The organism is Pseudomonas sp. zbq_18 (genome assembly GCF_043102245.1).
Classification (GTDB): Bacteria; Pseudomonadota; Gammaproteobacteria; order Pseudomonadales; family Pseudomonadaceae; genus Aquipseudomonas.
The window spans coordinates 147,452-173,279 of the sequence record NZ_JBICIT010000001.1 but is presented as its reverse complement, the minus strand read 5'-3'; the positions used below and the strand labels follow the sequence as shown (position 1 = coordinate 173,279).

The 25,828-nt window shown below is 65.0% G+C and carries 29 protein-coding genes; 11 read left to right on the top strand and 18 right to left on the bottom strand.

The window, feature by feature from the left end; genetic code table 11:
• Window positions 1-5: 5 nt before the first annotated feature.
• Complete coding sequence (locus ACF8C6_RS00845) at window positions 6-365, bottom strand: lysozyme inhibitor LprI family protein (RefSeq protein WP_392497580.1); 360 nt, start codon at window positions 363-365, stop codon at window positions 6-8.
• Between the two features lie 78 nt (window positions 366-443).
• Window positions 444-1,619: a CaiB/BaiF CoA transferase family protein gene (locus tag ACF8C6_RS00840; RefSeq protein WP_392497579.1), complete on the bottom strand. Its 1,176-nt coding sequence runs from the start codon at window positions 1,617-1,619 to the stop codon at window positions 444-446.
• Between the two features lie 195 nt (window positions 1,620-1,814).
• Between ACF8C6_RS00840 and ACF8C6_RS00835 the strand changes: the two genes are divergently transcribed.
• Window positions 1,815-2,717 (top strand): DMT family transporter, encoded by a 903-nt coding sequence (locus ACF8C6_RS00835; protein ID WP_392497578.1) that lies wholly within the window; start codon window positions 1,815-1,817, stop codon window positions 2,715-2,717.
• Between the two features lie 285 nt (window positions 2,718-3,002).
• On the top strand, window positions 3,003-4,022 hold the full coding sequence (locus tag ACF8C6_RS00830; RefSeq protein WP_392497577.1) for an HPP family protein: 1,020 nt from the start codon (window positions 3,003-3,005) through the stop codon (window positions 4,020-4,022).
• Here the strand turns inward: ACF8C6_RS00830 and ACF8C6_RS00825 are convergent, their stop codons facing one another.
• Window positions 4,023-4,886 (bottom strand): LysR family transcriptional regulator, encoded by an 864-nt coding sequence (locus tag ACF8C6_RS00825; RefSeq protein ID WP_392497576.1) that lies wholly within the window; start codon window positions 4,884-4,886, stop codon window positions 4,023-4,025.
• Window positions 4,887-4,956: 70 nt separating this feature from the next.
• Window positions 4,957-5,931 (bottom strand): cysteine synthase A, encoded by a 975-nt coding sequence (gene cysK, locus ACF8C6_RS00820; RefSeq protein WP_392497575.1) that lies wholly within the window; start codon window positions 5,929-5,931, stop codon window positions 4,957-4,959.
• 222 nt (window positions 5,932-6,153) lie between these two features.
• Here cysK and ACF8C6_RS00815 point away from each other — a divergent pair, with 222 nt between their 5' ends.
• Together ACF8C6_RS00815 and ACF8C6_RS00810 are read left to right on the top strand one after the other, a co-directional pair.
• Window positions 6,154-6,999 carry a MoxR family ATPase gene (locus tag ACF8C6_RS00815; RefSeq protein WP_277689853.1) on the top strand — a complete coding sequence of 282 codons (846 nt, stop codon included), beginning with the start codon at window positions 6,154-6,156 and terminating at the stop codon, window positions 6,997-6,999.
• Between the two features lie 141 nt (window positions 7,000-7,140).
• Window positions 7,141-8,319, top strand: coding sequence for a VWA domain-containing protein (locus tag ACF8C6_RS00810; RefSeq protein ID WP_277689854.1), 1,179 nt, complete (start codon window positions 7,141-7,143; stop codon window positions 8,317-8,319).
• A gap of 31 nt (window positions 8,320-8,350) precedes the next feature.
• Here ACF8C6_RS00810 and ACF8C6_RS00805 read toward each other — a convergent pair whose 3' ends face one another.
• Window positions 8,351-9,256 (bottom strand): DUF2950 domain-containing protein, encoded by a 906-nt coding sequence (locus ACF8C6_RS00805; protein ID WP_392497574.1) that lies wholly within the window; start codon window positions 9,254-9,256, stop codon window positions 8,351-8,353.
• Window positions 9,257-9,269: 13 nt separating this feature from the next.
• A complete protein-coding gene (locus tag ACF8C6_RS00800; protein ID WP_392497573.1) occupies window positions 9,270-10,742 on the bottom strand; it encodes a DUF3300 domain-containing protein in 1,473 nt (490 codons plus the stop codon).
• Window positions 10,743-10,874: 132 nt separating this feature from the next.
• On the opposite strand from ACF8C6_RS00800, the gene ACF8C6_RS00795 reads away from it, so the two are divergent.
• Entirely contained in the window at window positions 10,875-11,369 is a 495-nt protein-coding gene (locus ACF8C6_RS00795) for a PaaI family thioesterase (protein WP_392497572.1), read from the top strand.
• On the opposite strand, the gene ACF8C6_RS00790 is transcribed toward ACF8C6_RS00795, so the two are convergent.
• From ACF8C6_RS00790 to ACF8C6_RS00770, 5 genes are all read right to left on the bottom strand, one after another.
• Window positions 11,370-12,230: an SDR family NAD(P)-dependent oxidoreductase gene (locus ACF8C6_RS00790; protein WP_392497571.1), complete on the bottom strand. Its 861-nt coding sequence runs from the start codon at window positions 12,228-12,230 to the stop codon at window positions 11,370-11,372.
• A gap of 104 nt (window positions 12,231-12,334) precedes the next feature.
• On the bottom strand, window positions 12,335-12,868 hold the full coding sequence (locus ACF8C6_RS00785; protein WP_392497570.1) for a DUF2937 family protein: 534 nt from the start codon (window positions 12,866-12,868) through the stop codon (window positions 12,335-12,337).
• A 2-nt stretch (window positions 12,869-12,870) separates the two neighbouring features.
• A complete protein-coding gene (locus tag ACF8C6_RS00780) occupies window positions 12,871-13,650 on the bottom strand; it encodes a class II glutamine amidotransferase (protein ID WP_392497569.1) in 780 nt (259 codons plus the stop codon).
• Window positions 13,651-13,653: 3 nt separating this feature from the next.
• A complete protein-coding gene (locus ACF8C6_RS00775; RefSeq protein ID WP_392497568.1) occupies window positions 13,654-14,097 on the bottom strand; it encodes an HIT family protein in 444 nt (147 codons plus the stop codon).
• Between the two features lie 53 nt (window positions 14,098-14,150).
• Entirely contained in the window at window positions 14,151-14,639 is a 489-nt protein-coding gene (locus tag ACF8C6_RS00770) for an MFS transporter (protein ID WP_392497567.1), read from the bottom strand.
• Between the two features lie 95 nt (window positions 14,640-14,734).
• Between ACF8C6_RS00770 and ACF8C6_RS00765 the strand changes: the two genes are divergently transcribed.
• The 3 genes from ACF8C6_RS00765 to ACF8C6_RS00755 all read left to right on the top strand — a co-directional run bounded on the left by ACF8C6_RS00765 (window position 14,735) and on the right by ACF8C6_RS00755 (window position 17,808).
• Window positions 14,735-16,765 (top strand): S9 family peptidase, encoded by a 2,031-nt coding sequence (locus ACF8C6_RS00765; RefSeq protein WP_392497566.1) that lies wholly within the window; start codon window positions 14,735-14,737, stop codon window positions 16,763-16,765.
• A gap of 80 nt (window positions 16,766-16,845) precedes the next feature.
• Window positions 16,846-17,376, top strand: a complete 531-nt coding sequence (locus ACF8C6_RS00760) for a DUF4124 domain-containing protein (protein ID WP_392497565.1) — start codon at window positions 16,846-16,848, stop codon at window positions 17,374-17,376.
• Window positions 17,377-17,382: 6 nt separating this feature from the next.
• Complete coding sequence (locus ACF8C6_RS00755) at window positions 17,383-17,808, top strand: hypothetical protein (RefSeq protein WP_392497564.1); 426 nt, start codon at window positions 17,383-17,385, stop codon at window positions 17,806-17,808.
• Here ACF8C6_RS00755 and ACF8C6_RS00750 read toward each other — a convergent pair.
• Complete coding sequence (locus ACF8C6_RS00750; RefSeq protein WP_392497563.1) at window positions 17,792-18,082, bottom strand: hypothetical protein; 291 nt, start codon at window positions 18,080-18,082, stop codon at window positions 17,792-17,794. The genes ACF8C6_RS00755 and ACF8C6_RS00750 overlap by 17 nt on opposite strands.
• Before the next feature lie 82 nt (window positions 18,083-18,164).
• On the opposite strand from ACF8C6_RS00750, the gene ACF8C6_RS00745 reads away from it, so the two are divergent.
• Entirely contained in the window at window positions 18,165-18,524 is a 360-nt protein-coding gene (locus ACF8C6_RS00745; RefSeq protein ID WP_392497562.1) for a YajD family HNH nuclease, read from the top strand.
• A 46-nt stretch (window positions 18,525-18,570) separates the two neighbouring features.
• On the opposite strand, the gene ACF8C6_RS00740 is transcribed toward ACF8C6_RS00745, so the two are convergent.
• The 5 genes from ACF8C6_RS00740 to rnd form a co-directional block, all read right to left on the bottom strand.
• Window positions 18,571-19,791 (bottom strand): hypothetical protein, encoded by a 1,221-nt coding sequence (locus ACF8C6_RS00740; protein WP_392497561.1) that lies wholly within the window; start codon window positions 19,789-19,791, stop codon window positions 18,571-18,573.
• Between the two features lie 58 nt (window positions 19,792-19,849).
• The gene (locus ACF8C6_RS00735; protein WP_392497560.1) at window positions 19,850-20,299 is read right to left on the bottom strand and encodes a YcgN family cysteine cluster protein; all 450 of its coding nucleotides are present in this window, start codon (window positions 20,297-20,299) and stop codon (window positions 19,850-19,852) included.
• Between the two features lie 69 nt (window positions 20,300-20,368).
• Window positions 20,369-21,283, bottom strand: coding sequence for a D-2-hydroxyacid dehydrogenase (locus ACF8C6_RS00730; RefSeq protein WP_392497559.1), 915 nt, complete (start codon window positions 21,281-21,283; stop codon window positions 20,369-20,371).
• Window positions 21,283-21,576, bottom strand: coding sequence for a YcgL domain-containing protein (locus ACF8C6_RS00725; protein ID WP_277689872.1), 294 nt, complete (start codon window positions 21,574-21,576; stop codon window positions 21,283-21,285). Before ACF8C6_RS00725 ends, ACF8C6_RS00730 begins: the two co-directional genes overlap by 1 nt.
• The gene (rnd, locus tag ACF8C6_RS00720; RefSeq protein ID WP_392497558.1) at window positions 21,573-22,688 is read right to left on the bottom strand and encodes a ribonuclease D; all 1,116 of its coding nucleotides are present in this window, start codon (window positions 22,686-22,688) and stop codon (window positions 21,573-21,575) included. Before rnd ends, ACF8C6_RS00725 begins: the two co-directional genes overlap by 4 nt.
• A 118-nt stretch (window positions 22,689-22,806) precedes the next feature.
• Here rnd and ACF8C6_RS00715 point away from each other — a divergent pair, with 118 nt between their 5' ends.
• Window positions 22,807-23,865 (top strand): SMP-30/gluconolactonase/LRE family protein, encoded by a 1,059-nt coding sequence (locus ACF8C6_RS00715; protein WP_392497557.1) that lies wholly within the window; start codon window positions 22,807-22,809, stop codon window positions 23,863-23,865.
• Between the two features lie 126 nt (window positions 23,866-23,991).
• Here ACF8C6_RS00715 and ACF8C6_RS00710 read toward each other — a convergent pair whose 3' ends face one another.
• Window positions 23,992-24,783 carry a lysophospholipid acyltransferase family protein gene (locus tag ACF8C6_RS00710; RefSeq protein WP_392497556.1) on the bottom strand — a complete coding sequence of 264 codons (792 nt, stop codon included), beginning with the start codon at window positions 24,781-24,783 and terminating at the stop codon, window positions 23,992-23,994.
• A 119-nt stretch (window positions 24,784-24,902) separates the two neighbouring features.
• Here ACF8C6_RS00710 and ACF8C6_RS00705 point away from each other — a divergent pair, with 119 nt between their 5' ends.
• Window positions 24,903-25,757 (top strand): sulfurtransferase, encoded by an 855-nt coding sequence (locus ACF8C6_RS00705; protein ID WP_392497555.1) that lies wholly within the window; start codon window positions 24,903-24,905, stop codon window positions 25,755-25,757.
• Window positions 25,758-25,828 lie beyond the last annotated feature (71 nt).

The following is a 25,828-nucleotide window of genomic DNA, read 5'->3' as shown; positions in this document are numbered from 1 at the left end:
CCGGGTCAATAGCCCACTTCGAGCATGTGCTTGATCGATTGAGTGCGCCTGCGCGCCTCGTCGGCCATGCACTCAGCCTCCCAGAAGCCGGTCCAGCTGCTGCCCTCCACCCGGTCGCGGGCGTACACGCTGCAGTACTGCTCGCGAAAGCGGATCCAGGTGCGCTGAGCCTGCACAAGGTCCGACACCAGATGAGGACTCTGCTCCTTTAGACGAGCCACCTGCTGATCATAACTGGCCTGCAACTCCTGCTCAGCGGCTTTCCACTTGGGCCCTTGGCATCCACTGGTGGCCATCGCACTACCCAGGGCGCAAGGGTCTTCCTCCGCAAAGGCAAGCGTGCTTATAAGCAGTAGCAGAGACATCCAAATCGACCTGACCATAGCTCGCCTCCTTGGCAAAAGGAGGCAAGGCTAGTGCAGTGGGTGAAGGTCGTCGAGCCCCTATGCCAGCGCTTTGCTCGCCCTGAGCGCGGAGATCTGCTCGGCGTCATAGCCCAGCTCGCGCAGCACCTCGTCACCGTGTGCACCGACCGCCACGCCGATATGCCGTGGCGGCTCCAGCCCTGCGGAGAAACGGATCGGGCAGGCCAGCTGGCGTTGCGCTGCCCTACCCTCGCGCGGCACCTCGGTGACCACGCCACGGGCCTTGAGCTGCGGGTGCTCGACCGCCTCGGACAGCTTGAGCACCGGCTCGACGCAGGCATCCAGGGCGGCGAAACGCTGCTGCCAGTCGGCCAGGTCGTGCTTCTCGATCTCGATCTCGATCTCGCGCTTGAGCGCCTTCTGATCCTTGGGCGACATGCCCAGGGCGGCCAGTTCCGGGCGGCCGATGGCGGCACAGAACTGCTGCATGAACTGCGGCTCCAGGCTGCCCACCGACAACCAGCGGCCGTCGCGGGTACGGTAGTAGTCATAGAAACTGCCGCCGTTGAGCGCCTGGTTCTCCATGTCCGGCTCCTGGCCGGCGGCGAGGAAGCCGGCGCCGGCCATGGCGTGTAGGCTGAAGGCGCAGTCGGTCATGCTGATGTCGACGTACTGCCCCAGCCCCGTACTTTGCCGGGCGATGACCGCGGCAAGCAGGCCGATCACCCCATGCAGCGAGCCACCGGCGATATCCGCCACCTGCACACCCAGCGGCAGTGGCCCCGTCTCGCGGCGCCCGGTGTAACTGGCCAGGCCGCTCAGCGCCAGGTAATTAAGGTCGTGTCCGGCGCGGTCCTTGTACGGCCCGGTCTGGCCGTAGCCGGTGATGGAGACATAGATCAGCCGCGGGTTGATGGCCTTCAGTGCCTCGTAACCGAGACCGAGCTTGTCCATCACCCCCGGGCGAAACTGCTCCAGCACGATGTCGTACTCGGCCACCAGGCGCCGCACCACTTTCAGCGCCTCGGGCTGCTTCAGGTCCAGCGCCAGCGAGCGCTTGTTGCGGTTTAGGTAGGCATGACTGGCGGACACGCCGTCGACATGCGGCGGCAGCACGCGCACCAGGTCCATGCGCGTCGGCGATTCGATGCGCAGCACCTCGGCACCCATATCGGCCAGCAACAACGAGGCGAACGGCCCCGGCAGCAGGGTGGAGAAATCCAGGACTTTGAGCGAAGACAGCGGGCCTTTCATCGTCAGCTTCCAGTGCAGTGAGTCTCTGGCAGGTTAGCCTCGCGCTTCGCACGTACTCAATGACCCCTACGCTCGGCACCATTGACCCAATCGACCATCAGGCACATGCAACTGTATGGTCCATTTGAAAACCATCTGCGGATTGCGCCGCTCGACCGGCGGCGTAATCTGGCGGCTCCCACCCGGAGCCCCCGCATGAGACCCGCTGACCTGCTTCGCCTACTGCTGCTCGCCGCCATCTGGGGCGCCAGCTTCCTGTTCATGCGCATCGCCGTGCCGGAACTGGGCAGCCTGCCCACCGCCTTCCTGCGCGCCTCACTTGGCGCCCTCGGCCTGCTAGTGTTTCTCCTGGTGCTGCGCCCGGCCTGGCAATTCCACGGCAAGTTCAGGGCCTGCCTGCTACTGGGCGTGATCAACGCCGGTCTGCCGTCGGTGATGTACTGCCTGGCCGCTCTTGTGCTGCAGGCCGGCTACTCGTCGATCTTCAACGCCACCACGCCACTGATGGGCGTACTGATCGGCGCGCTGTTCTTCAGCGAAAAAATGACCACCAGCAAAGCCGCCGGCGTGGCCATCGGCCTGTTCGGCGTGGCCGTGCTGACCCGCACCGGCCCGGTCGCCTTCGACCTGCCCCTGCTGCTTGGCGCGGCCGCCTGTCTGGTAGCCACCACCTGCTACGGCTTCGCGGGCTTCCTCACCCGCAACTGGATCGGCCCACTGGGCCTGGACAACCGCTTGGTGGCCTTTGCCAGCCTGCTCGGTGCCAGCCTGTTCCAGCTGCCATTGTTCGCCGGCAGCCTGGCCTGGCAGCCGCCGGCCAATTGGGGCGGGCCGGCACTCTGGTTATCGCTGGCCGGCCTCGGCCTGGTCTGCACTGCCTTCGCCTACGTCCTGTACTTCCGCTTGCTGGCCGACATTGGTCCGATCAAGGCCAGCACCACCACCTTCCTGATACCGCCGTTCGGCGTACTCTGGGGCGCCCTGCTGCTCGGCGAACCGCTGTCCTGGGACTATCTGCCGGGCTGCGCACTGATCGGCGTGGCGCTGTGGCTGGTGGTGCGACAGCCGCGAACGCTCGTCAGCCGGCATACCGCCTGAGGTGCAATCCAAACCCTTTAAATGCAATATTTTTGATTGAAAGAGGCAAAATTATTAGCTTGTCTTGATCAAGAGCGATCTTCACACTTCGCCAGCCCGTTAAATGCCCCAATAAGAGGCATTTTACAGGCCGGATGCGCGCTTTTCGTGCAGCAGCCGAACCCGCGCAATGTTTGGTCGATGATGAATCCCTCTGCCTCCCTGCTCAACCGGCTTGCGAGCCTTGCCCCAGGCGCGTCGCCGACTCGCCCTCGCGAGTGGCTGCGCATTTCCTTTGGCGTCGCCTTGGGTCTTTCGCTGAGCCTGCTGCTCAGCCTGCAACTGTTCCCGGAACAGACGCTTATCCACCTGCTTGGCCCGCTGGCAGCCACCGCCGTGCTGCTGTTCGCGGTGCCCTCTGGCGCCCTGGCACAACCCTGGTCGGTGCTGGTCAGTTACCTCAGCGTATCGGCCCTGGCGATTGTCGTGCAGCAACAGCTGGGCTATTCCCTGCTGGCCTGCGCCCTGACCCTGGGCTTGAGCGCCCTGACCATGAACGTGCTGCGCTGTCTGCATCCGCCGGCAGGCGCCCTGTCACTGTGCGTGCTGCTCAGCGATGAACTGATCCGCCAGCAGGGCTTCCTGTTGCTGCTGCCGATTTTCGGTACGGTCACCTGCCTGCTGGTGTGTGCGCTGATCTACAACAACCTCACCGGCGTGCGCTACCCAAAACGCGCCGAGCGCACTGAGCTGCACCACACTCGCGATCCCCTGCCGGATTATCGGGTTGGTATCTCCGACGCCGACCTGGATCAGGCCCTGGAAGACTTCGGCGAGTTCGTCGACATCACCCGCGATGATCTGGCCCAGTTGATCCACGCCACTGAACGCCACGCCCTCAAACGCGGCATGGGCACCCTGCTGGCCGGGCAGATCATGTCCCGCGACCTGCGCTGGGTGTCACCCGAGGCCACACGCGAACAGGCGCTGGAGATGCTGCGCCACCACCGTCTGCGCAGCCTGCCGGTGCTCGACGCGCTGCAGCAGCTGGTCGGCATCCTCAGCCTGGTGGATCTGGTCGAAACGGCACCACGCGCCCGCCTGTTGCGATGGCGACCAGGGCGCAGCGTCAAGGTGGCGGAGCTGATGAGCAGCCCGGTGCGCCATGTCGACAGCCAGGCCCATGTGGCCGAGCTGATTCCCCTGCTCTCCAGCCAGGGCCTGCATTGCCTGCCGGTGCTGGAGAATGGCGTGCTGGTCGGCATCATCACCCAGACCGACCTGATCGCCGCCCTGCAGCGCGATGTGCTCGAGCGCCTTGGCTGACTAAATCATCGGGTTCCAGCGCTGCGACCAGTCGCTGTCGGAGATGGCCACCCGGCGCAGGCACTCGAACGCCTGCTGCAACGCAGGTGAAGCCCGCTCGCGGGCGTAGACCAGATACACCGGATACATGAACTCCGGAGCCTGCTCCACCAGCTCCAGCAGGCCATGGTCCAGGTAGCTCTGCACCACGCGACGACGGAAGTAGCCGCTGCCGCCGACATCCAGAATGTACTGCAGCGCCAGCGGGCCAAGATTGAAGCTGACTGACGCCTGCGCATGGCCCGGCAGCGCCGCGTTGTGGCGCTGACGAAACTCCTCGCCCCAATCGACATAGACGTAGGGCGCGGGCTGACGCGGATTGCGCACCTGTACCAGGCGCTCCTCCATCAACAACTCCACCTGCAGGCCCGGCCAATACTGCGCCTGGTAGACCAGAATGGCGTCCAGCCCGCCCTGCTCCAGACGCTGCAACAGGTTGCCACCATCGCCGATATGGCTGTGTACGGCATGCTTGGTCAGAGTCTGGCGCAGTTCACACACCCATTTGAGCATCAGCGGGTTGCACAGGCTCGGTTCGGCGCCGATGTGCAGAATCTCCGCGCAGTCCTCCGGCAGCGGCAGCTCCTGCTGCGCCGCTTCCCAGGCCTGCACCATGCGGTTGGCGAAATCGACGAAGGCCTCGCCATTGGACGTCAACTTGGCACCGGAGCGATTGCGCAAGAACAGGCTGCAGTTGAGTTGGCTTTCCAGGCTCTGGATGCGCGCGGTGACAGCAGTCTGGGTCAGATGCAGGCGCTCCGCCGCGCCAACGAAGCTGCCGCAGCGGACGATTTCAAGAAAGGTACGGGCCAGGTCGACGGACATCGCAATTACCGAGCTGCACGGGGGGCGCGAGTATAGCGCCCGTGCTCCCCTGCCCAGCGCTGTCGTGACCTTATTGCTGCAGCTCCTGCTCGGTGAACAGATCGCTGAACAGCATGCTCGACAGGTAGCGTTCGCCCGAGTCCGGCAGCACCACGACGATGGTCTTGCCCTGCATTTCCGGCTTCTCGGCCAGGCGCACGGCGACGGCCATCGCCGCGCCGCAGGAAATGCCGCAGAGAATGCCCTCCTCCTGCATCAGGCGCAGGGCCATGGCCTTTGCCTCGTCGTCGGTCACCTGTTCAACCTTGTCGACCAGGGACAGGTCGAGGTTCTTCGGCACGAAGCCGGCGCCGATGCCCTGAATCTTGTGCGGGCTCGGCTTGACCTCGTCGCCGGCCAGGGTCTGGCTGATGACCGGCGACGACACCGGCTCCACCGCCACCGAGAGAATCGGCTTGTGCCGGGTGTTCTTGATGTAGCGCGAAACGCCGGTGATGGTGCCGCCGGTGCCAACACCCGCCACCAGCACATCGATGGCGCCGTCGGTGTCGTTCCAGATTTCCGGGCCGGTGGTCTTCTCGTGAATGGCCGGGTTGGCCGGGTTGTCGAACTGCGCCGGCATGAAGTGGGTCGTGGGGTTGGCCGCCACCAGGGCCTCGGCCTCCGCAATGGCGCCCTTCATGCCCTTGGCCGGCTCGGTCAGCACCAGCTCGGCACCCAGGGCCTTGAGCACCTTGCGCCGCTCCAGACTCATGGAGGCCGGCATGGTCAGCACCAGCTTGTAGCCACGCGCGGCGGCGACGAAGGCCAGGCCGATGCCGGTGTTGCCCGAGGTCGGCTCGACCAGGGTCATGCCCGGCTTGAGTACACCGCGCGACTCGGCGTCCCAGATCATGTTGGCGCCAATCCGGCATTTGACCGAATAGCCCGGGTTGCGCCCCTCGATCTTGGCCAGGATGGTCACGCCCTTGGGGCCCAGACGGTTGATCTGCACCAGCGGCGTGTTACCGATGGACTGGGCGTTGTCGGAAAAGATGCGACTCATGACAGGATCCTTGTGCGGGCAGAAGCGAGACCGCCAAGCCTATGCCCGGCCCATGTCGGCGTCCAGCCTGGCATGCCGCATGAGCAATTGACTCGTGACCCGCCATTCAGTGACTGAATAGCGCGTATTCGTTCACAGTCCGCCAGGGTGCGGGGTATAGTCGGGCTTTCCGTTTTCGCCGTGACGGGCACTGCCCGCGCGTTACCGTTCGAGGAACACAAGATGAAGTTCGAAGGCACTCAGTCCTACGTCGCCACCGACGATCTCAAGCTCGCGGTCAACGCCGCCATCACCCTGCAGCGCCCGTTGCTGGTCAAGGGCGAGCCTGGCACCGGCAAGACCATGCTCGCCGAGCAGCTGTCGGAAGCCTTCGGCGCCAAGCTGATCACCTGGCACATCAAGTCCACTACCAAGGCCCACCAGGGCCTGTACGAGTACGACGCGGTCAGCCGCCTGCGCGATTCGCAGCTGAACTCGGAGAAGGTTCACGACGTTCGCAACTACATCAAGAAAGGCAAGCTGTGGGAGGCCTTCGAGGCCGAAGAGCGGGTGATCCTGCTGATCGACGAGATCGACAAAGCCGACATCGAGTTCCCCAACGACCTGCTGCAAGAACTCGACAAGATGGAGTTCTACGTTTACGAGACCGACGAGACGATCAAGGCCAAGCAGCGCCCGATCATCATCATCACCTCGAACAACGAGAAGGAACTGCCGGACGCCTTCCTGCGCCGCTGCTTCTTCCACTACATCGCCTTCCCGGATCGCGACACCCTGAAAAAGATCGTCGACGTGCACTACCCGAACATCAGCGGTGAGCTGGTGGCCGAGGCGCTCGACGTGTTCTTCGACGTGCGCAAGGTGCCGGGCCTGAAGAAGAAGCCGTCCACCAGCGAGCTGGTCGACTGGCTCAAGCTGCTGATGGCCGACAACATCGGCGAAGCCGTGCTACGCGAGCGCGATCCGACCAAAGCCATCCCGCCGCTGGCCGGTGCCCTGGTGAAGAACGAGCAGGACGTGCAGCTGCTCGAGCGCCTGGCCTTTATGGCGCGCCGCGCCGGGCGCTGAGGCTTATCTCCCCTCTCCTGCCGGGAGAGGGGCCGGGGGTGAGGGATCAGCGGGCCGCTGCGAGTTGTCTGTTAGCCCCTCACCCTAACCCTCTCCCAGTGGGAGAGGGGATTGTCCGTACATCCCGAGAGGTCCGCAGCCATGCTGCTCAACCTGTTCAATGAAATGCGCGCGGCCAAGGTGCCGGTGTCGGTGCGCGAACTGCTCGACCTGATCAACGCGCTCAAGCACAACGTCGTGTTCGCCGACATGGACGAGTTCTACTTCCTCGCCCGGGCGATCCTGGTCAAGGACGAGCGTCACTTCGACAAGTTCGACCGGGCCTTCGGCGCCTACTTCAAGGGCCTGGAGAATCTCAACGAGCACATCGAAGCGCTGATTCCCGAGGACTGGCTGCGCAAGGAATTCGAGCGCCTGCTGACCGACGAGGAGCGTGCGCAGATCCAGTCCCTCGGCGGCCTGGACAAGCTGATCGAAGAATTCAAGAAACGCCTCGAAGAGCAGAAGGAACGCCACGCAGGTGGTAACAAGTGGATCGGCACCGGCGGCACCAGCCCGTTCGGCTCCGGCGGTTACAACCCCGAGGGCATCCGTGTCGGCGATGCCGGCAAGCGCCAGGGCAAGGCCGTGAAGGTGTGGGACCAGCGCGAGTACAAGAACCTCGACGACCAGGTCGAGCTGGGTACGCGCAACATCAAGGTGGCCCTGCGCCGCCTGCGCAAGTTCGCCCGCGAAGGTGCGGCGGAAGAATTCGATCTGGGCGGCACCATCGACCACACGGCCAAAGATGGTGGCCTGCTCAATATCCAGATGCGTCCGGAACGCCGGAATACGGTAAAGCTGCTGATCCTGTTCGACATCGGCGGCTCGATGGATGCGCATGTGAAGGTGTGCGAAGAGCTGTTCTCGGCCTGCAAGACCGAGTTCAAGCATCTGGAGTACTTCTACTTCCACAACTTCATCTACGAGAGCGTGTGGAAGAACAACCTGCGCCGTACCAGCGAACGCTTCTCCACCAACGACCTGCTGCACAAGTACGGTCCGGACTGGAAAGTGGTGTTCGTTGGCGATGCGGCCATGGCGCCCTACGAAATCACCCAGCCCGGCGGCAGCGTCGAGCACTGGAACGAGGAAGCCGGCTACGTCTGGATGAAGCGCTTCATGGACAAGTACAAGAAGCTCATCTGGATCAATCCCTACCCCAAGGACGCCTGGAACTACACGGCCTCCACCAACATCGTCCGCGAGCTGATCAACGATCAGATGCACCCGCTGACGCTGCGCGGGCTGGAGGAAGGCATGCGCTTCCTGTCCAAGTAAGCCGCCAACGGGCCCCTCGGGGCCCGTTGTGTCATTCGGCGCTAGCCGTGGACGGCTCGCTCTCGCCGACCTCCCGCCAGCTGCTGTCCGGGTCGAAACGCTGCATGGCGGTGGCGATCTGGCCGCCATCCGGGCCCAGGTCTTTCTCGAACACCTGGCCGTCATGGCTGATCATGAAGCTCATCACCCCGCTGTCGGCATACTCCGCCGGCCAGGCTACCAGGGCGAACCCCCGGCTCATGTTGTCGCCAAGCCGATAATCGTAGGAGCCGCCCGGCGCCGAGGGCCCCTGTGCAGCAAGGATGCGGTAGTGATAGCCATGCCACTGGCCGTCGGGCAGCTCGTCACCGAACAATGGGCCCAGCGGGCTCTGCTCGGTATCGGGGGCGTCCGGCCAGTAGAGGCCATCATGCAGACCATCGCTGCTGACGAACTGTTGCGCATATTCGAGCACCCCGTCGCCATCGCGGTCGATTTCGGCGTAATCCATCTGTGCGTCGTGATAGGCACGTACCGCCTGGATGGCTGACGCTTCGTTGCGACCGATACGGCGTACGCGAATTTCCTCGGCAGCGGCCTGGGTATCGAAGTGCCAGCCACCCGCCTCCTTCTGCAAGGGTAACGGCAACACCCAGCCCACCTCCCCCACCAACAGGTGGGCCTGGCCCTGTCCGTCCTCCTGGATGTGGTGCGCCTCGCGATAGAGGGCGAGAAAGGCCTCGACATCCTTGCGCTCGATGGCATCGGTGGGGATGTATTGCTGCCAGTCGGCGCCCAACAGTTGCTCCAGCTTGGTCGCATCGGCCTTGTCGGCGCCCAACGCGTCAATCAGCGCTTCGGCAGCACTTTGCGGGCTGGAAAAGAGTTGCTGCGCCTGGGCGCCAGACAGCACAGAGGTCAACAGCAACGCCAGCAGGGTACGGGGCAGGAACGTCATGAGGATTCTCCTGTCAGCGCCGACGCATGCCGCCGCCGGCATGTGCCCGAGGCGCACGCTGCACCTGCTGGCCGGCAGCACGCGCAGTTTGTGGCCGGCTGGCTGCTGCACGACTGACCTGACCACGGTTTATTTGTTGTTTGGCCTGAGTGGGACTGCGCGCACCGGCAAAGGCGTTGTCGCGGGTACGCGGAACCGACGCCCGTGCCTGGCGCACCTGCTGGCGAACCTGCGCATTGTTCTGCAGTTTCTGTCCTGCCTGGGGATTGTTGTTCAGTTCGCGGCGGGCGTTTTCGAGCCGCGGCCGAGCCTCGCTACCATTGGCTGGGCGCTGCTCCAGGCGCTGCCGGGCCTGGTCACGGTCGATCTCCTGAACCCGTTCGCGGGCTTCTCGATTGTTGCTGGCGGGCGCTGAGATACCCCGCTCGTTGAGCGCCTGGCGTGCCCGCTCGCGCTCGGCGAGGCGATCTGGCTCATGCCCGCGCAGCGCATCGCGTTGCTGCGCTCCATCCAGGCGCCGGGAGAACTGCTCGCGGCTGGCCCGGTCGCGGTAGGGCACGCCATTGCGATTGAGCGAATTGTGCTGCCACTTGTTCTGGTTGATCTCCAGCTTGCGGTTGATATTCAGATCGTTGTAGCGATGCACGTCGATATCGATATCGTGGTCGCTCCAGTCGCAGTCGCCCCACAACGAATTGACGATCGCCACCCCGGCGCCGAAGGCCAATCCGGCGGCCAATGCATGACCGACGTAATAGCCCGGCGGCGGCGGGTAATAGACTGGAGGGTAAGAGGGGTAAGACCAGGTGCCGTAGACCACGCTGGGGTTGTAGCTGGGCACATAGACCACCTGCGGATCGGCCGGCTCGATGATGATGGTCTGTGCCGGTGCCTGCTGCACATCGGCCGCCGAAGCGGTGCTGTCGGCTGGAGCGGGCTGCATGCTGACCTTCTGCTGCTCGTTGGACTCCAGATTGCCGGCAGCCTTGGCCTTGCTGCGCAGGCGCTGCACCGAATCCATGACCGCATCCGGTTGGGCCAGGAAGGCATCGCCCACCCGCTGTACCCAGGCCGGGTCCTGCCCCAGGGTAGCCAGGACGGCCGGGAAGGCCACCAGCGATTGCACACTGGGATCCCAGGGCTGGTCCGCTACCTGGCGTACGGCTTCATCGCCGCTGGCATCCGGGTGTTCCATCGACCAGGACGCCGCATCGGCGACATTGCCCGGGTAAGTGGCCGCCATCAACACCTGGGCCAGCAGACTGTCCGGATACAAGGCCAGCGGCGCCAGCATCTGGTCGAGTTCCTCCGTGCTGAACACGGCCTCGCCGGGCTGCGTGGGGGGCGGCGCAGCAGAGGCCGTATCGCTGGGTGCGGCAGCCTGGTTGGCCGGGCTGCTGGTAGCCGGCGCATTGTCCTCTTCGGAGCAGCCGGCAAGAATCAGCAGGGCAAGAAACCAGGAGCCGAATCGATGATGAGCAGGCATGACGCTTCTCCCTGCAGGGCAGGTCAGAACGGGTCAGCTTAGCCTAGCCAAACCACCGGACTTTGCCGTGTGCATTATCAGACGGGAGGTAAAGCGTTAGGCTGGCCAGGTCATTTCCGGAGTTTCCTGATCATGCACAACCTTTCCCTGCAGGACGCCGCCGCACCGGACGGCGTCTGCTACGGCTGCGGCAGCCGCAACCCGCATGGCCTGCACGTCAAGAGCCGCTGGCACGAGGACGGCATTCACGTCATCGCCGAACATCTGCCAGACCCCATGCACTGCGGCTGGCCGGAGCTGGTCTACGGAGGCCTGATCGCCATGCTGGTGGACTGTCACTCGAACTGGACGGCCATGGCCTACCACTACCGCGCCGAAGGTCGCGAGCCGGGCAGCCTGCCACGCATCGACTGCGTCACCGGCAACCTCGGCATCAAGTTCATCAAGCCCACGCCCATGGGCGTGCCGCTGCGGCTGCGCGCCCGCATCGAAGGTGATGTGGGGCGCAAGACCCAGGTCATCTGCGAGATCTACGCGGGCGACCAGCTGACGGCAATCGGCGACTCCACCTTTGTCAGGGTCGATACCAGCCAGCTGGCGGCCGCCGCCCATGGCCGCGGGGACTGATCAGCTCTCCAGCCGCTGCACTGCGCCCGGGTCGATATCGGCACTGCCCTGCTCGACCCGCTCGCGCGCCAGTCGTGCCCCTTCGGCGGCGGTCAGGGCGAACAGCCGCTCCGGATCGGCCGCGCGCAGTTGCAGGGCCATTTTCTCGGTGCCTTCGGCCACGTCGATGGTGCGCTGGCCCGCCGCCAGACCGGCAATGATGCGCTGCGCGGCTTCCTCGGCGGGCATGCCGTTGTCGATATTCACATCGCTACGACCACGCTTCTGGCCATCGCCACCGAGCGCATTGGTCGCCACCCCGGTGCGCACCGAGCCCGGCAGAATCACACTGACGCCAATGCCGTGGGCCTGCTCGACCTCGGCACGCAGCGCTTCGAAATAGCCGATCACTGCATGCTTGGCGCCGCAGTAGCCAGTACGCAGTGGCGCGCCGACCTTGCCGGCTACCGAGCTGACCACCGCCAGCTGACCGCTGCCACGGGCCACCATGCGCGGCAGCAGCGCCTGAGTCAGTGCCACCGGCGCCAGGTAGTCGACCTCCATGAGCTGGCGATAGACCTCGAAGCGGGTGTCCAGCGCCAGGCTGCGCTGGCTGATGCCGGCATTGTTGATCAGGCAGTCGATGTGCCCCTGCCAGGCCCAGGCCTGCTCGACCAGACCGGCCAGCGCGGCGTAATCGGTCGTTTCGAAGGGCAGCACCAGGCTACGCTGCGGCGCCAGGGCGGCCACCGCCTGCAGCGCCTCGGCACGTCGGCCAGACAGGATCACCAGGGCCCCCTGCTGCTGCAACCCGCGCGCCAGCGCCTCGCCGATCCCCGACGAGGCTCCGGTGATCCACACCACACGATTGGCAAACGTCATGTGCACACCCTCTTGTTGTTTCGCCTCAGGCTAGCCGCTCAGCACGAGGACGCCCATGACCGAGCGCGCCAAGCTGCTGGCTTCACTGCGAAACAAACAAGGGGTCAACGCCAGTGGCGTTTCTCGTAGGCAATTGGCTTGTGCCGACGGCCGACGCCAAAGGTCCAGCCAATGCCCAGAGCCAGCAGTTCGGCCAGCCAGGCCAGCATCAGGCCAGCCCCCAAGGCCCAGGCGATGGCCTGCGGCGCCAGCAGCACCTGGTAGCTGTAGGCATCCAGGGTTTCCTGTAGCAACACCGGGTCGGCGTTCGTGCTCAGGTGCAGCACCTGGGCATACCAGGGCCCCTGCATGGCCAGCCACTCGGCTTCCAGCAACTGCGAGCGACTCACCAGGTGATTGAGGCTCTCTGCATCGCTGCGCATCACCTCGTCCGTGCTGGCCCGGTAATGCGCAACCAGAGCCTTGAGATCGCCATTGAAGAATTTCGCGGCCGTCTCGCGAAAGCCCTGCAGGCTCTGCTCGGACTCGGCCAGGTGGGCGCTCACCCGCTTGGCGTAGTCGTCGATGAAGCCCGGTACCTGCACGCCGACCAGCAGGCCGAAGGCGAACACCAGCAGACGCAAGTAACCTCGAAACATCCTTACCCCTCCATCTGCCCATGGGCGATACGCTCGCCGCGCCGCCACAGGCTCCATTGCCCCGGCTGGAACAGGTTCCAGCTCTCATTCTCGGTCAAAGGCTCGGTGGCAATCACCGTCACCACATCATTCGGCGTGGTTTCCGCCTGGAAGTCCACCGTCAGGTCCGCATCCTTGAGCCGCGCCGGGCCGAAGGGCGCACGCCGGGTAATCTGCGCCAGCTTGGTCGAGCAGAAGCAGAACAACCAGTCGCCGTCGCTGAGCAGGCAATTGAACACGCCCTTACCACGGTATTCCTGCGCGGCCTGCACCAGCACCGGTAGCAGCACTTCGGCCGGCACCGGCTCGGGAAAGGCACCGCGCACGCGGTTGAGCAGGTCGCAGAAGGCCGCCTCGCTGTCGGTATCCCCCACCGGCCGATAGAAGCTGAACGCCGGTGCGAAGCCAGCCAACTGGCCGTTGTGGGCGAAGCACCAGTTGCGCCCCCACAGCTCGCGCACGAAGGGATGAGTGTTGGCCAGGCAGACCTTGCCGACGTTGGCCTGACGGATATGGCCGATTACCGTTTCACTCTTGATCGGATAGCGCTGCACCAGCCGCGCCACCTCGGAGTCGACGCTGGCCAGCGGGTCCTGGAACAGACGCAGCCCGCGCCCTTCATAGAAGGCAATGCCCCAGCCATCGCGGTGCGGGCCGCTGCCGCCACCGCGCTGCATCAGCCCGGTGAAACTGAAGACGATATCGGTCGGCACATTGGCGCTCATGCCAAGCAGCTCGCACATACTTCAGACCTCCTGCAACGCCGCGCGCAGGCAATCGGCCTCACGCGCCAGGCGGGCCTCCAGACGCTTGCGCCCCAGTGGCAGAAAGCGCGTGAGGATACGCCAGCAAAGCGCCGGCAAGTCGCCATGGCGGCGCGGGATCAGGTGCAGATGCAGGTGCGGCACATGCTGGTTGGCCACCGGGCCATCATTGAGCAGCAGGTTGATACCCAGCACACCGGGATCACTGCGGTACAGGGCCCTGGCCACTCGGTCGGCCAGATCCAGCAGGGCCTGCCTGGGTGGCTCAGGTAAGTCCGCGAGAAAGGGAGCGTGACCCTGGGCGACTATCAGCACATGGCTGGGGCGTAACGGGAAAATATCCAGCAGCACCAGAAAGTGCTGATCCTGATACAGGATATGCGCGGGCTGCCGGCCGTCGGCGATAGCGCAGAACACACAGGTCATGGGCTCTCCTTGGCATTTCACCGCAGGCTGAACATCCGCCCCAGCAGCCGAGGCTAAAGGCGCGGCTCGATGCGCAGACGCCGCTCGCCCTGGGCATCCATGCGCGTACCGACCTCGTCGTAGCGCTCATCACGACTCATCAGCTCACGCAGGGTCGGCTCGTCTTCCTCGGCCACCTGCGGCGCCGTGGCTGCGGTGCGCCGCCCTTGCCACCAGCGCTCGAGCGGCCAGCGCAGCGCACAGAAGGCCAGCCACACAGCGAAGGCGATGGCACCGTAGATCGCCAGGTCGGCCACTGCACGCCAGGCGTTGTTGCCGACCTTGAACAGCATGTCCAGGGCCGTGATGGCGATGGCCGGGGCGAACAGCTCCTTGGCGGGGTCGACGATGGTCGGGGTCAGCAGCAGCACGGCCACCAGCACGCGCAGCGGCTCGCGCAGCCAGCGCCACATCCAGCAGGTCATGCGGCACCACACCAGCAGGCAGCCAAGCGCGGCAACGGCGTAGGCGCCCCAGGCGAGCAGATAGTCTTGTTCGGTCATGGTGTGTCGTGGCCTGGCCGGCAAAGGGGGGCTTATGATAACGGCTTTTGCGCGACCTGCGCCTCCCCGTGGTCGCCCTGCAGCCGAGAACCCGCATGACCGACGCCCCGATTGCCCGCCGCGAGACCGGCACCGATCCCTACCGCTGGCTGGAACAGCGCGATGCCAGCGAGGTGCTCGACCACCTCAAGGCCGAGAACGCCTACCTCGAAGCCCAGCTGGCCGAGCAGGCCGCACTGCGCGAAAGCCTGTTCCAGGAAATCAAGGGGCGCATCCGCGAGACCGACCTGTCCCTGCCCGTGCCCTGGGGCCCCTGGCTGTACTACCAGCGCACCACCGCGGGCGATGAATACCCGCGCCACTACCGCTGCCCGCGCCCGGCCGACGGCTCGCTGAGCGTGGACGAACACGCCGAACAACTGCTGCTCGACCCCAACGCCCTGGCCGGTGACGGCTACCTGGCCCTCGGCGCCTACACCGTCAGTCCGGATCACCGCCTGCTCGGCTACAGCCTGGACACCGCCGGCGACGAAATATACCGCCTGTTCGTCAAGGATCTCGGCACTGGCGAGGTCAACGAACTGCCGTTCGACGACTGTGACGGCCAGATGACCTGGGCCAACGACAACCAGACCCTGTTCTTCGTCACCCTCGACGACACCCACCGGCCACACCGCCTGTACCGCCACCTGCTGGGTAGCGAAAGCGCCGAACCGGTGTTCGAAGAGGCCGACGGCCGCTTCTTCCTCAGCTGCTACCGCGCCAGCTCCGAGCGCCAACTGATCCTCAGCCTGGGCAGCAAGACTACCAGCGAGGCCTGGGTGCTCGACGCTGACACGCCGGCCGGCGAGTTCCGCTGCCTGGCACTGCGCCAGGAAGACCACGAGTACGACGTCGATCACGGCCTGCTGGACGGCCAATGGACCTGGTTCATCCGCAGCAACCAGGCCGGGATCAACTTCGCCCTGTATGTCGCCGACGAAGCCAAGCCCGGCCGCGCCCACTGGCGCGAGCTGATCGGCCACGACCCACAACGCATGCTCGAAGGCCTCAGCCTCAACCAGCAGGCGTTCGTCCTCAGCCTGCGCGAAGGCGGGCTGCCGATCATCGAAGTCCACCCGCAGGGCGCCGCGCCCTACCCCGTGCAGCTGCCGGATGCCGCCTACAGCCTGTACGTGCAGGACAGCCTGGAATTTCACAGCCCGGCCATCCGCCTGCGCTATGAAGCACTCAACCGCCCGGCCCAGGTGCGCCAGCTGGAACTGGCCACGGGTGAGCAACAGGTGCTCAAGCAGACGCCGGTAGAAGGCCCGTTCGATGCCGACGCCTACGAGAGCCGTCGCCTCTGGGCCACCGCCAGTGACGGCACCCAGGTGCCGGTCAGCCTGGTGGCACGCCGCGAGGTGTTCGCCGCCGGCAAACCCGCACCGCTGTACCTCTATGGCTACGGCGCCTACGGCGAGAGCCTCGACCCCTGGTTCAGCCACGCACGCCTGAGTCTGCTGGAGCGCGGCTTCGTCTTCGCCATCGCCCACGTGCGTGGCGGCGGCGAGCTGGGCGAAGCCTGGTACCGCGCCGGCAAGCTGGAGCACAAGCAAAATACCTTTGGCGACTTCATCGCCTGCGCCGAGCAGCTGATCGCCGACGGCCTGACCACCCCCGCGCAGCTGGCCATCAGCGGCGGCAGCGCCGGCGGCCTGCTGATCGGTGCCGTGCTCAACCAGCGCCCCGAGCTATTCGCCGCCGCCATCGCCGAGGTGCCCTTCGTCGACGTGCTCAACACCATGCAGAACCCCGACCTGCCGCTGACCGTGACCGAATACGACGAGTGGGGCGACCCCAGCCAGTCCGAGGTGTACGAGCGGATCAAGGCCTACGCCCCCTACGAAAACGTGCGTGCGCAAGGCTACCCGGCGATCCTCGCCGTGGCCGGCTACAACGACAGTCGCGTGCAGTACTGGGAAGCGGCGAAATGGGTAGCGCGCCTGCGTGAACTGAAAACCGACGCCAATCTGTTGTTGCTCAAGACCGACCTCGGCGCCGGTCACGGCGGCATGAGCGGCCGTTATCAGGCCCTGAAGGATGTGGCGCTGGAGTACGCCTTCCTGCTCAAGGTACTGCAGTAACTCAGCTTGGCAGCGCACGCCCCACTGTTTATGGTGCGTGCTGCACAGCAGTGCCCCCACATCTTGAAAAGGACTTCACAATGCCCAGCTACACATTGCTTCCCGCGCTCCTCCTGGGCCTGAGCCTGCCGCTGCAGGCTCAGGTCTACACCTGGGTGGACGAGAACGGCCAGAAGCATTTCGGCAGCCAGCCGCCTACGCCGCAACAACAGGTCGAAACGGTCAATATCCGCCAGGGCTACAGCAGCGACGGGCAACAGCCCGCCGTCGTGGAAGCCGCGCCCGACTTCGCCTCAGAGCCCGAAGCAGAAAAAAAACCGGCCAAAAGGTCTGCCTCCAATAAAGAGATGTGCAGTGAAGCGATGCGCTGGACAGCCATCGACATCCCCAACCTCAAGGAAATCGCCGGCGAGCGCAAGAAAGACGGCAAGATCACCGCAGATCAACACAGACAAGCCCTCAAAGGCCTGGACGAGGTCAAGAAACACATCACCCTGCAGAACTGCCTCGCCAGCAAGGGCGAGGACCGCGAACGCTTCGAATGCCTCTCCAAGGGTTTGGGCATCGCCGTCTGCTCCGGGGCGCTGGAAGCCGCCCTGAAGAACCTCTAAGCCACCATGCAAACGCTGCTCTATCGCTGGCTGCTTGCCGTGGCCCTGGGCCATGTGGCCTTGGGCATGGCCCTGGCCTTCGCCGTGCATACCTCGCTGACCCAAAGCTACTTTGACTACCTCTACGCCAGCGTCGCCCACAGCCCTCCCCCGGCCGAGTTCCAGGGCCTGCTGCGAACCATGGTTGGCCTGCTCGGCCCGACGGTGGCCAGCTGGGGGCTGTTGTTCTGCGCTCTGCTGATGCTTTACCGCCAACACGGGCATCGCCTGATCAAACCAGCGCTGTTCGCTGCGCTCTTGGTCTGGTGTGCGTTGGACAGCGGTATTTCCGCCTACTTCGGACTGTCCTGGCACGTCTATCTGAACCTGAGCGCCGCCCTGAGCCTTGCCCTGCCGTTACTGCTGCTGAAACCCATCAGGGCCTGTCGATAGACTCCGCAGGGTGGCTTTGCTGGCTGCGCCGCTGAGTCTCCAGTGCCGGTAACGGCTGATCCTTGGGCAAGGGTCGGGGAGCGGCCGCAGGCACCCGCGAGGAGGGCTGGCCGGGTTTGACCAGCAAGGGCGGGCTGCCCTGCGGCGTCATCGGCAGGCTGCGAATTTGCGGCTGGGCATAGGGCTGCGGCGTCGGCGTGCCAGGCATGCCGGGCTGCTGAGCCTGGGCGACCTGGCTCAGGCAAAGGAAAGGAATGATCCACAGGGCACGCATCGCAAGCTCCATTGGCGGCGGTTTGCCTTTATTCTGGCAGGGCCGCCACCCCGCAGCGGCCCAGCCGACCACAGGTAACGTCATGACCAGCAAGCTCGACCAGATCCTCGCCGAGGCCCAGCGCCGCCGCGAGACCAGCTACCGCGAAAAAGCCCTGCGCATGTACCCGCACATCTGCGGGCGCTGCGGCCGCGAATTCAGCGGCAAGCGCCTGAGTGAGCTGACCGTGCACCACCGCGACCACAACCACGACAACAACCCGGAAGACGGCTCCAACTGGGAGCTGCTGTGTCTGTATTGCCATGACAACGAGCACCAGCGCCAGGTCGACCTGCACTACCAGAAGGAAGAAGCGGCCACCGGCGGCAAGGGCAACAAGGTGACACACAAGGGCCTGGCCGGGCTGGCCGCGCTGCTCAACAAGGCCAACCCCGAGGGTTGACACAAAAACGCCCGCAGCAACGCGGGCGTTTCGGGCCATCAGGGCATCAGCGCAGCAGCTTGCTGTCGAGCACCTCGGAGCCCCGGCCCATGACGTTCTCGCTGATCTCGATGAAGTCCTGGGTACTGGCCTTGTCCAGGCGCATCAGCCCCCGGGTCACGTCGTCCAGCGAGCGCTGATTGTCGGTGGCCTTGCGGATTTCCCGGTCCAGCTCCTGCAACAGCAGCACCGCACGGGCGGTGACCGGGCCGCTGGAACGCTCGGTTCGCAGGCTGCCGACTTTCTTGCTCCACTTCATCAGCTTCTTGCGGATGATCTGGTAGCGATCCTCGCTCATGCCGCCGGCACGGCGTACCAACTCGATGGCGTAGTACTCGGCCAGGCCCTCGCTGATCCAGTCGCTTTTATCCTTGTCGCTGATGCGACTGAACACATGCACCAGCTCGTGCACCAGTGAGCTGGTGCCATTCTCGCTGACCAGTGGACGCTCGGCCTGGAAGTAGTAGGAGTTGGGGGCCGACAGGCCGCCCCGCCACATGGGGTCACCAGCACCGACGATCAGCAGCTTGGCCGGATCGCGCGGAAAAACCGCTTGCGCTTCGGGCCAGACGAAGGTCAACAGGGTGAGGATATCCATACGACGCATGCCCTCACCGACCGGCGCGGCTACCGTCACGTCGGTTTCGCCCAGCTGAGCGCGGCGGCTGCCGATCTTGCCGGCCAGAATCCAGCCGGTCGGGCGGTCGAACTTACGGCTGGGGTTGTCGATACGGAATTTGTTGTCGCCGATCTTCGGCCAGCCAGTCTCGACGCCGTTCCAGCCCTTGGGCAGCTCGAACTGCAGGCGTGCCACCAGCTCGTACTTTTCGTCGCTGTTCATGCGCGCGCTGGGCACCAGATCGTCGCCGCGCAGCAGAGCCCAGTCCGGGGTCATGCGTGCGTCGAAGGTTCCGTTGTCGCGTTCGTGGCTGACACGCACTTTGTAGCTGAGGCTGGCCTTACCTTTGGCCGGCTTCCAGATGGCGCTCTCAGGGCCGGCCTGCTGCCACTCACCGTCGGCCGTGAAATCACTGTAATAGCCCTTGCTGCCCAGGTTGAAGGCGAAGCTGTGCACCGCTTCACCCTTCTCCAGGGTCAGGCGCACCTCGGCCTGATCGCTCTCAGGCAAAAAACGTACGTGATAGTCCAGATCGACATGCTTGGCCGCCCATGACGGCGAACTCAAGCCCAGCAGAAAAGCAGCGGTCAACAGCTTGCGGGCAGGCATCGTAAAGCTCCATGCGGATGACAATGAATCGGTTTGGACACTGGACGAGGGTAAAGACTCAACCGGCGCGAAAAATCAGATGATCCTCCCAGTCTTCTTCGGCCACGCTGCCTTCGGCGAGCATGCGACCGGACTGGGAAATGCGTTCATGGTGCACGGCATCGGGGTCGCCGCTGACCAGGTGGTGCCACAAGGGAAGATCCTTGCCCTCGCTGACCAGGCGGTAGGCACAGGTCGGCGGCAGCCACTTGAATTGGTCGGCCTGGGCCGGGGTGAGCTGCACGCAGTCAGGCACGTGCTGGCGGCGATTGGGGTAATCGCTGCAGCGACAGGTTTTCAGGTCAAGCAATTTACAGGCGATGCGCGTGTAGTAGACGCTGCCGTCGTCCTCGTCTTCGAGCTTCTGCAGGCAGCACAGGCCGCAGCCGTCGCACAGGGACTCCCACTCGTCCTGATCGAGCTGGGCGAGTGTCTTGCGTTTCCAGAAGGGTTGAACGATAGCGGCCATGATCATGAGTACAGCGGGTAAAGGCGCGGCAGTCTAGCCCCAGGCCGCAATGCGGCCAAGCGCTGTCGGTCAGTAGCCGCGAGCGAAATTCACCTCGCCGCGCAGCGCCTGGTGGGTACGGTAACGCTGCAGGTTGTCGAGGAACAGCCTGGCCATGGCGGCCGGCTCGGTCGGCGCCGAGCTGTGCCCGGTCAGCAGCAGGCGCGGCGCCTCCCAGAACGGGTGCCCCGCCGGCAACGGCTCCTCGCGACAGACATCGATCACCGCGCCCGCCAACTGGCCTGCGATCAGGGCCTGCACCAGGTCGGTCTCGACCACCGCCGAGCCACGCCCGCTATTGATGAACAGCGCCTCGGGACGCATGCGCGCGAACAGCGCAGCATCGTAGATATCCCTGCTGGCCGGCGTATCCGGCAGCAGGTTGACCAGGCAATCGGCCCAGGCCGCCTGCTCGGGCAAATCCTGCAGGCCATGCACCTCAGCGAAGGGGGCGATCTTGCGCGGCTCGCGGGCAATGCCACGCAGCTCCACGCCAAAGGGCACCAACAGGCGCGCCACCTCGCTACCGATAGCGCCAGCCCCGACGATCAACACTCGGCAACCCCGCAGGCTGGGCGGCGCCTGGTTATCCCACTGCTGCGCCACCTGGCTGGCCAGACGTGGCAACAGGCGCCGACGGTGGGCCAGCAGGTAGGTCAGCACGTATTCGGCCATGACCTGACCGAAGATGCCCACCGCCCGGCTTAGCCGGTAATCGCGCGGCAGGTCATGAGCCAGCAACGGCGTGATGCCGGCCCAGGTGGATTGCAGCCAGACCGGGCGCAGGCCCTGACGCAGCAGTGGCACGGCCAGGTCCGGCTCGGCCAGCCACACCGGGCAGCTGGCGGCCTGCGCGGTGTCCGTGCACAACTCCAGCTCGGCATTCGCCGCCTGTAGTAGCGCCAGATACTGGGCCTGGTCACGCTCCAGCAGCAGGATGCGCATCAGACCGGGTCGTTGCGGCGCAGCAGTTCTTCCGGCAGGTGCTCGATGTAGTCGTCCTCGGGCGGCGGCATCTGCAGGTGGTAACCCTGCTTATCGAGGTTTTCCAGTACCTGGGTAATGTCCTCGCGGGCCAGTTGCTTCTCCGGCGTGAGGATCATCTCGAAGCACAGCTGCGGGGCGCCGAAGGCGGCCAGCAGGCCCTCCGGTACGCGCTTGAGGGCATCGGCCTTGAGCACATAGAGGTACATCTCGTTCTTGCGCGGGCTCTTGTAGATGGAGCAGATCTTCTTCATTGCAGTACGTCCAGCAGGGCTTGACCCATCAGTTCGCGGCGCCAGCCGCGCAGGTTGTCCGGCAGCGTCCATGGGCCGTTGGGGAAGCCGCTCTTGAGCAGGGCTTCCAGGGATTTCTTGCGCAGCATCAGCTCGGGGGCCATGTGCAGGCGCTCGGCCTCGCGCTGGCCGACAGCACGCAGCTTCTTCAGCAAAGCGCCGGCCTCGATCGGCAACGGCATAGGCAATGGCTCGGGCCATTGTTCGGGCGGCAGCGCGGCAGCTTCGCGGATCAGCTTGAGAATGGTCTCACCATCCTGGCGCACGGTGCGCGGGTGCATGTCCTCGATGCGCGCCAGGGCCACCGTGTTGTCCGGCTGGAAACGCGCCAGCGGCCACAGCGAATGCTCGCGCAGAATGCGATTGCGCGGCTGGTTGCGCGCCCGTGCCTGACGCTCACGCCAGGCGCACAGGGCGCGCAGCACGGCGAGTTGCTGGGGCGACAGCTTCCAGGCCAGCTTGGCTTCCAGATAGGCCTCGTCCGGGTCGATCTCGCGGCGCAGGTTGCTCACCAGCTCGGCGCCGTCTTCCAGCAGCCAAGCCAGCTTGTCGGCAGACAGCTGCGGCTGCAGCGCCTGGTACAGCTCGGCCAGGTGCACGGCATCCTCGGCCGCGTAGCTGACCTGGGTTTCGGAGAGCGGGCGCTGCAGCCAGTCGGAACGCGTCTCGCCCTTGGGCAGCTCGATGTTCAGCACGGCCTGCACCAGGCGCGAATAGCCCATGGAAAAGCCGATACCGAGGTAACCGGCCGCCAACTGGGTGTCGAACAGCGGCGCCGGCAGCGCGCCGGTTAGGCGCAGGAATACTTCCAGGTCCTCGCTGCAGGAATGCAGCACCTTGGTTACCGCCGGGTCTTCCAGCAGCTCGGCGAACGGCGTCCAATCCTTCACTTCGAGCGGGTCGATCAGGTAGGCGCGTTGGCCATCACCAACCTGCAGCAGGCCGGCAATCGGATAGAAGGTATCGACCCGCATGAATTCGGTATCGAGGGCAACGTAGGGCAGTTGTCGCCACTCGGCGCAGTGACGCGCCAGGCTGGCGTCGTCGAGGATCCATTGAATATCGATAGCCACGCGGCTCTCCTTCGGCAATGCCGCGCAGTATATATGCCCGGCGCTGATGCGGGGCATTCACGCCCCGCATGGCCGGCACGTGTACACTGCCGCCACCTCACCACAAGGAAGAACAACAATGAAGAAGCTCCTGGGTTTGCTGGCGCTGATCCTTGTCGCGGCCGCAGCCTATCTCGCAGTCACCCCCAGTCCCATCGAGCCGCTGGCCTGGCAGCCCGACCCTGCCCCGAAAATGACCGGTGTGCTGGAACCCAACGACACCCTGATGAAAGCCGAGCTGCTCGGCAAAGGGCAGATCCACGGCCCGGAAGATACCGCAGTAGACGCCCAGGGGCGGGTCTATGGCGGCCTGCATGACGGGCGGGTCATCCGCATCACCGACGGCCAGGTGGAAACCTTCGTCAGCACCGGTGGTCGCCCGCTGGGCATGGACTTCGACGCCCAGGGCAACCTGATCGTCGCCGATGCATACAAGGGCCTGCTCAGCATCGACCCGGCCGGCAAGATCAGCGTACTGGCCACCGAGGCCGAGGGCGTGCCCTTCGCCTTCACCGACGACCTCGACATCGCCAGCGACGGGCGCATCTACTTCACCGACGCCTCCAGCAAGTTCCAGCAGCCGGACTACCTGCTCGACCTGCTCGAAGGTCGCCCCTATGGGCGCCTGCTGGTGTTCGACCCGGCCAGCGGCAAGACACAAGTGCTGCTCAAGGACCTGTACTTCGCCAACGGCGTGGCGCTGTCGCAGAACGAGGACTTCGTGCTGGTCAACGAGACCTACCGCTACCGCATCCAGCGCTACTGGCTGAAGGGCGACAGGGCCGGCACCCACGAGATCTTCGCAGACAACCTGCCGGGCATGCCGGACAACCTGCAAGGCGACCGTGCCGGCACCTTCTGGGTGGCCCTGCCGACCCCGCGCAAGGGCGACGCCGACTTCCTGCAGAACCAGCCCTGGATCAAGGCCCAGCTGGCCAAGCTGCCACGTGCGCTGTGGCCGAAGCCGGCCTCCTATGGCCTGGCCATCGCCCTCAACGAGAAAGGTGAGATCGTGCAGAGCCTGCACGACACCAGCGGCACCCACCTGCGCATGGTCACTTCGGTCAAGCCGGTGGGCGATTACCTGTACCTGGGCAGCCTGGACAACGACCGTATCGGCAAGCTGAAGATTCGCTGACTGCCCCGCAACTGAAGAAGCCCGCCTTTCGGCGGGCTTCTTCGTTATAGGTGCAGCTTATCGTTCAGCCAGCTCCAGCAAGGCGTAAGGCTAATCCCGTAGGCGTAACCCGGATTGCATCCGGGCTCAGGCTGGCTGCTGAGTGAACGAAGGGCTGGGCGCCTGCTGGATCGTATCGCCCAGCAACTCCTGCATGCTCTGGCGGGTCTGTGCCATCAGCTCGGGCAACTGCTCAGGGCTGTAGCGACTGGTGTCGATCGGCCGGCCGATGTGGAGCTGCACCGGCTTGCCCAGATTGAAGCGCCAGGTACGGGCCGGCAGCACATCATGAATGCCACGAAAGGCGATGGGCAGGATGATCGCATTGGTGTCCAGGGCCAGGTGGAAGCAGCCCTTCTTGAACGGCAGCAGCTGGCCGTCCCTGGAGCGCGTGCCTTCCGGAGCGGCCCAGAGAACGATACCGCTTTCCATCATGCGTTTGGCCTTGTCCAGGTCCTGCAGCGCCTGCTGGCGATTGTGCCGATCTACCGAGGGGAACTCAGCCGCGCGAATCGCCGCACCGAACACCGGAATGCCGAACAGCTCCTTCTTCGCCAGCATACGGATCGACCCCGGCATCGCGGCAAAGGTGGCGGGAATGTCGTAGTGACTGGCGTGGGTGCTGAGCAGAATGTAGCGGCGACCGTCGCGAAAATCCGGAACCTGGCCATGCACGCTCAGGTTCATGCGCACCAGGCGCAGCAACAGCCCCGACCAGCGCCGGGTATAACGATCGATATCGGCGCGCTTCAACCGCCCGCAGAGGGCACGCAACAGCACTTTGCTGCAGTAGTACAGAGTGACCAGCGCCGAGCCCAGGATCACGCCGATGCGGCGCGCCAGGTTGGCACTTTCAATGACAGGGTGCAGGCCGGACATGGATACTTCCTCGTCTGGCGCTCGCCGACAGGGCTGGGAGCGCTTCTCTTCATAGGCACGACAGGTCGTGCGCGTGTTCTTATGATGCCCATAGTCCCGAATTCGACACAGGAGTTCCCATGCCGCTCGCCCAATTGATCAGTGCCGATCAGCTGCAGGCCCGCCTGGATGACCCGACGCTGGTGATCCTCGACTGCCGTTTCGCCCTGGACGCCCCGGATTACGGCGCCCGCAGCTATGCCGAAGGGCATATCCCCGGCGCCCGCTTCGCCGACCTGGAAAAAGACCTGTCCGGCCCGGTCAGCAAGGGCGTGACCGGCCGCCACCCGCTGCCGGACGCCAACGATCTGGTGGAAAAACTACGCGCCTGGGGCATCAGCAACGACTCGCCGGTGGTGCTCTACGACGACGCGCCCGGCGCCTTCGCTGCACGCGCCTGGTGGCTGCTGGCCTGGCTGGGCAAACGCGAGGGTGTTTACCTGCTCGATGGTGGCCTAAAAGCCTGGAAAGAAGCCGGCCTGCCGGTTGATACGCAACAACCTGCCGTAGCGCCTGGCCACTTCAGCGGCCAGGCCGACCATCGCTTGCTGCTCAACGCCAGCGCGCTGCAGCAGCGCCTGGGCAGCGCGGAGCTGACCTTGCTGGACGCCCGCGCCCTGCCCCGTTTCAAGGGCGAAGTGGAACCACTCGACCCGGTGGCCGGGCATATTCCCGGCGCCCAGTGCGCGGTGTTCACCGACAACCTGGGTGCCGATGGCCGCTTCCTGCCCGCCGAACAGCTACGCGCACGCTTCGACGCCCTGCGCGGCCATCGACCGGTTGAAGCGCTGGTGGCTTACTGCGGCTCGGGCGTCACCGCCTGTCACAACCTGTTTGCCATGAGCCTGGCCGGCTACCCGCTGGCACCGCTGTACGCCGGCTCGTGGAGCGAGTGGATCACCGACCCGACAAGGCCGGTGGCGACCGGAGACTGAACTCATAGGAGGGGCCTTGGCCGCGACGACTCGATCACACGCCCCGGAGAGTCGCGGTCAAGGCGGACTGC

Excerpts from the sequence above, each read along its gene's own strand:
- ACF8C6_RS00775 (WP_392497568.1), bottom strand. The coding sequence starts at position 14,097 with ATGACCTGTGTGTTCTGCGCTATCGCCGACGGCCGGCAGCCCGCGCAT.
- ACF8C6_RS00755 (WP_392497564.1), top strand. The coding sequence starts at position 17,383 with ATGCAAACGCTGCTCTATCGCTGGCTGCTTGCCGTGGCCCTGGGCCAT.
- ACF8C6_RS00810 (WP_277689854.1), top strand. The coding sequence starts at position 7,141 with ATGCTGCTCAACCTGTTCAATGAAATGCGCGCGGCCAAGGTGCCGGTG.
- ACF8C6_RS00805 (WP_392497574.1), bottom strand. The coding sequence starts at position 9,256 with ATGACGTTCCTGCCCCGTACCCTGCTGGCGTTGCTGTTGACCTCTGTG.
- ACF8C6_RS00715 (WP_392497557.1), top strand. The coding sequence starts at position 22,807 with ATGAAGAAGCTCCTGGGTTTGCTGGCGCTGATCCTTGTCGCGGCCGCA.
- ACF8C6_RS00765 (WP_392497566.1), top strand. The coding sequence starts at position 14,735 with ATGACCGACGCCCCGATTGCCCGCCGCGAGACCGGCACCGATCCCTAC.
- ACF8C6_RS00725 (WP_277689872.1), bottom strand. The coding sequence starts at position 21,576 with ATGAAGAAGATCTGCTCCATCTACAAGAGCCCGCGCAAGAACGAGATG.
- ACF8C6_RS00735 (WP_392497560.1), bottom strand. The coding sequence starts at position 20,299 with ATGGCCGCTATCGTTCAACCCTTCTGGAAACGCAAGACACTCGCCCAG.
- ACF8C6_RS00795 (WP_392497572.1), top strand. The coding sequence starts at position 10,875 with ATGCACAACCTTTCCCTGCAGGACGCCGCCGCACCGGACGGCGTCTGC.
- ACF8C6_RS00710 (WP_392497556.1), bottom strand. The coding sequence starts at position 24,783 with ATGTCCGGCCTGCACCCTGTCATTGAAAGTGCCAACCTGGCGCGCCGC.
- ACF8C6_RS00770 (WP_392497567.1), bottom strand. The coding sequence starts at position 14,639 with ATGACCGAACAAGACTATCTGCTCGCCTGGGGCGCCTACGCCGTTGCC.
- ACF8C6_RS00835 (WP_392497578.1), top strand. The coding sequence starts at position 1,815 with ATGAGACCCGCTGACCTGCTTCGCCTACTGCTGCTCGCCGCCATCTGG.
- ACF8C6_RS00760 (WP_392497565.1), top strand. The coding sequence starts at position 16,846 with ATGCCCAGCTACACATTGCTTCCCGCGCTCCTCCTGGGCCTGAGCCTG.
- ACF8C6_RS00730 (WP_392497559.1), bottom strand. The coding sequence starts at position 21,283 with ATGCGCATCCTGCTGCTGGAGCGTGACCAGGCCCAGTATCTGGCGCTA.
- ACF8C6_RS00840 (WP_392497579.1), bottom strand. The coding sequence starts at position 1,619 with ATGAAAGGCCCGCTGTCTTCGCTCAAAGTCCTGGATTTCTCCACCCTG.
- ACF8C6_RS00745 (WP_392497562.1), top strand. The coding sequence starts at position 18,165 with ATGACCAGCAAGCTCGACCAGATCCTCGCCGAGGCCCAGCGCCGCCGC.
- ACF8C6_RS00800 (WP_392497573.1), bottom strand. The coding sequence starts at position 10,742 with ATGCCTGCTCATCATCGATTCGGCTCCTGGTTTCTTGCCCTGCTGATT.
- ACF8C6_RS00705 (WP_392497555.1), top strand. The coding sequence starts at position 24,903 with ATGCCGCTCGCCCAATTGATCAGTGCCGATCAGCTGCAGGCCCGCCTG.
- ACF8C6_RS00780 (WP_392497569.1), bottom strand. The coding sequence starts at position 13,650 with ATGTGCGAGCTGCTTGGCATGAGCGCCAATGTGCCGACCGATATCGTC.
- cysK (WP_392497575.1), bottom strand. The coding sequence starts at position 5,931 with ATGAGTCGCATCTTTTCCGACAACGCCCAGTCCATCGGTAACACGCCG.
- ACF8C6_RS00790 (WP_392497571.1), bottom strand. The coding sequence starts at position 12,230 with ATGACGTTTGCCAATCGTGTGGTGTGGATCACCGGAGCCTCGTCGGGG.
- ACF8C6_RS00845 (WP_392497580.1), bottom strand. The coding sequence starts at position 365 with ATGTCTCTGCTACTGCTTATAAGCACGCTTGCCTTTGCGGAGGAAGAC.
- ACF8C6_RS00740 (WP_392497561.1), bottom strand. The coding sequence starts at position 19,791 with ATGCCTGCCCGCAAGCTGTTGACCGCTGCTTTTCTGCTGGGCTTGAGT.
- ACF8C6_RS00785 (WP_392497570.1), bottom strand. The coding sequence starts at position 12,868 with ATGTTTCGAGGTTACTTGCGTCTGCTGGTGTTCGCCTTCGGCCTGCTG.
- ACF8C6_RS00750 (WP_392497563.1), bottom strand. The coding sequence starts at position 18,082 with ATGCGTGCCCTGTGGATCATTCCTTTCCTTTGCCTGAGCCAGGTCGCC.
- ACF8C6_RS00825 (WP_392497576.1), bottom strand. The coding sequence starts at position 4,886 with ATGTCCGTCGACCTGGCCCGTACCTTTCTTGAAATCGTCCGCTGCGGC.
- ACF8C6_RS00815 (WP_277689853.1), top strand. The coding sequence starts at position 6,154 with ATGAAGTTCGAAGGCACTCAGTCCTACGTCGCCACCGACGATCTCAAG.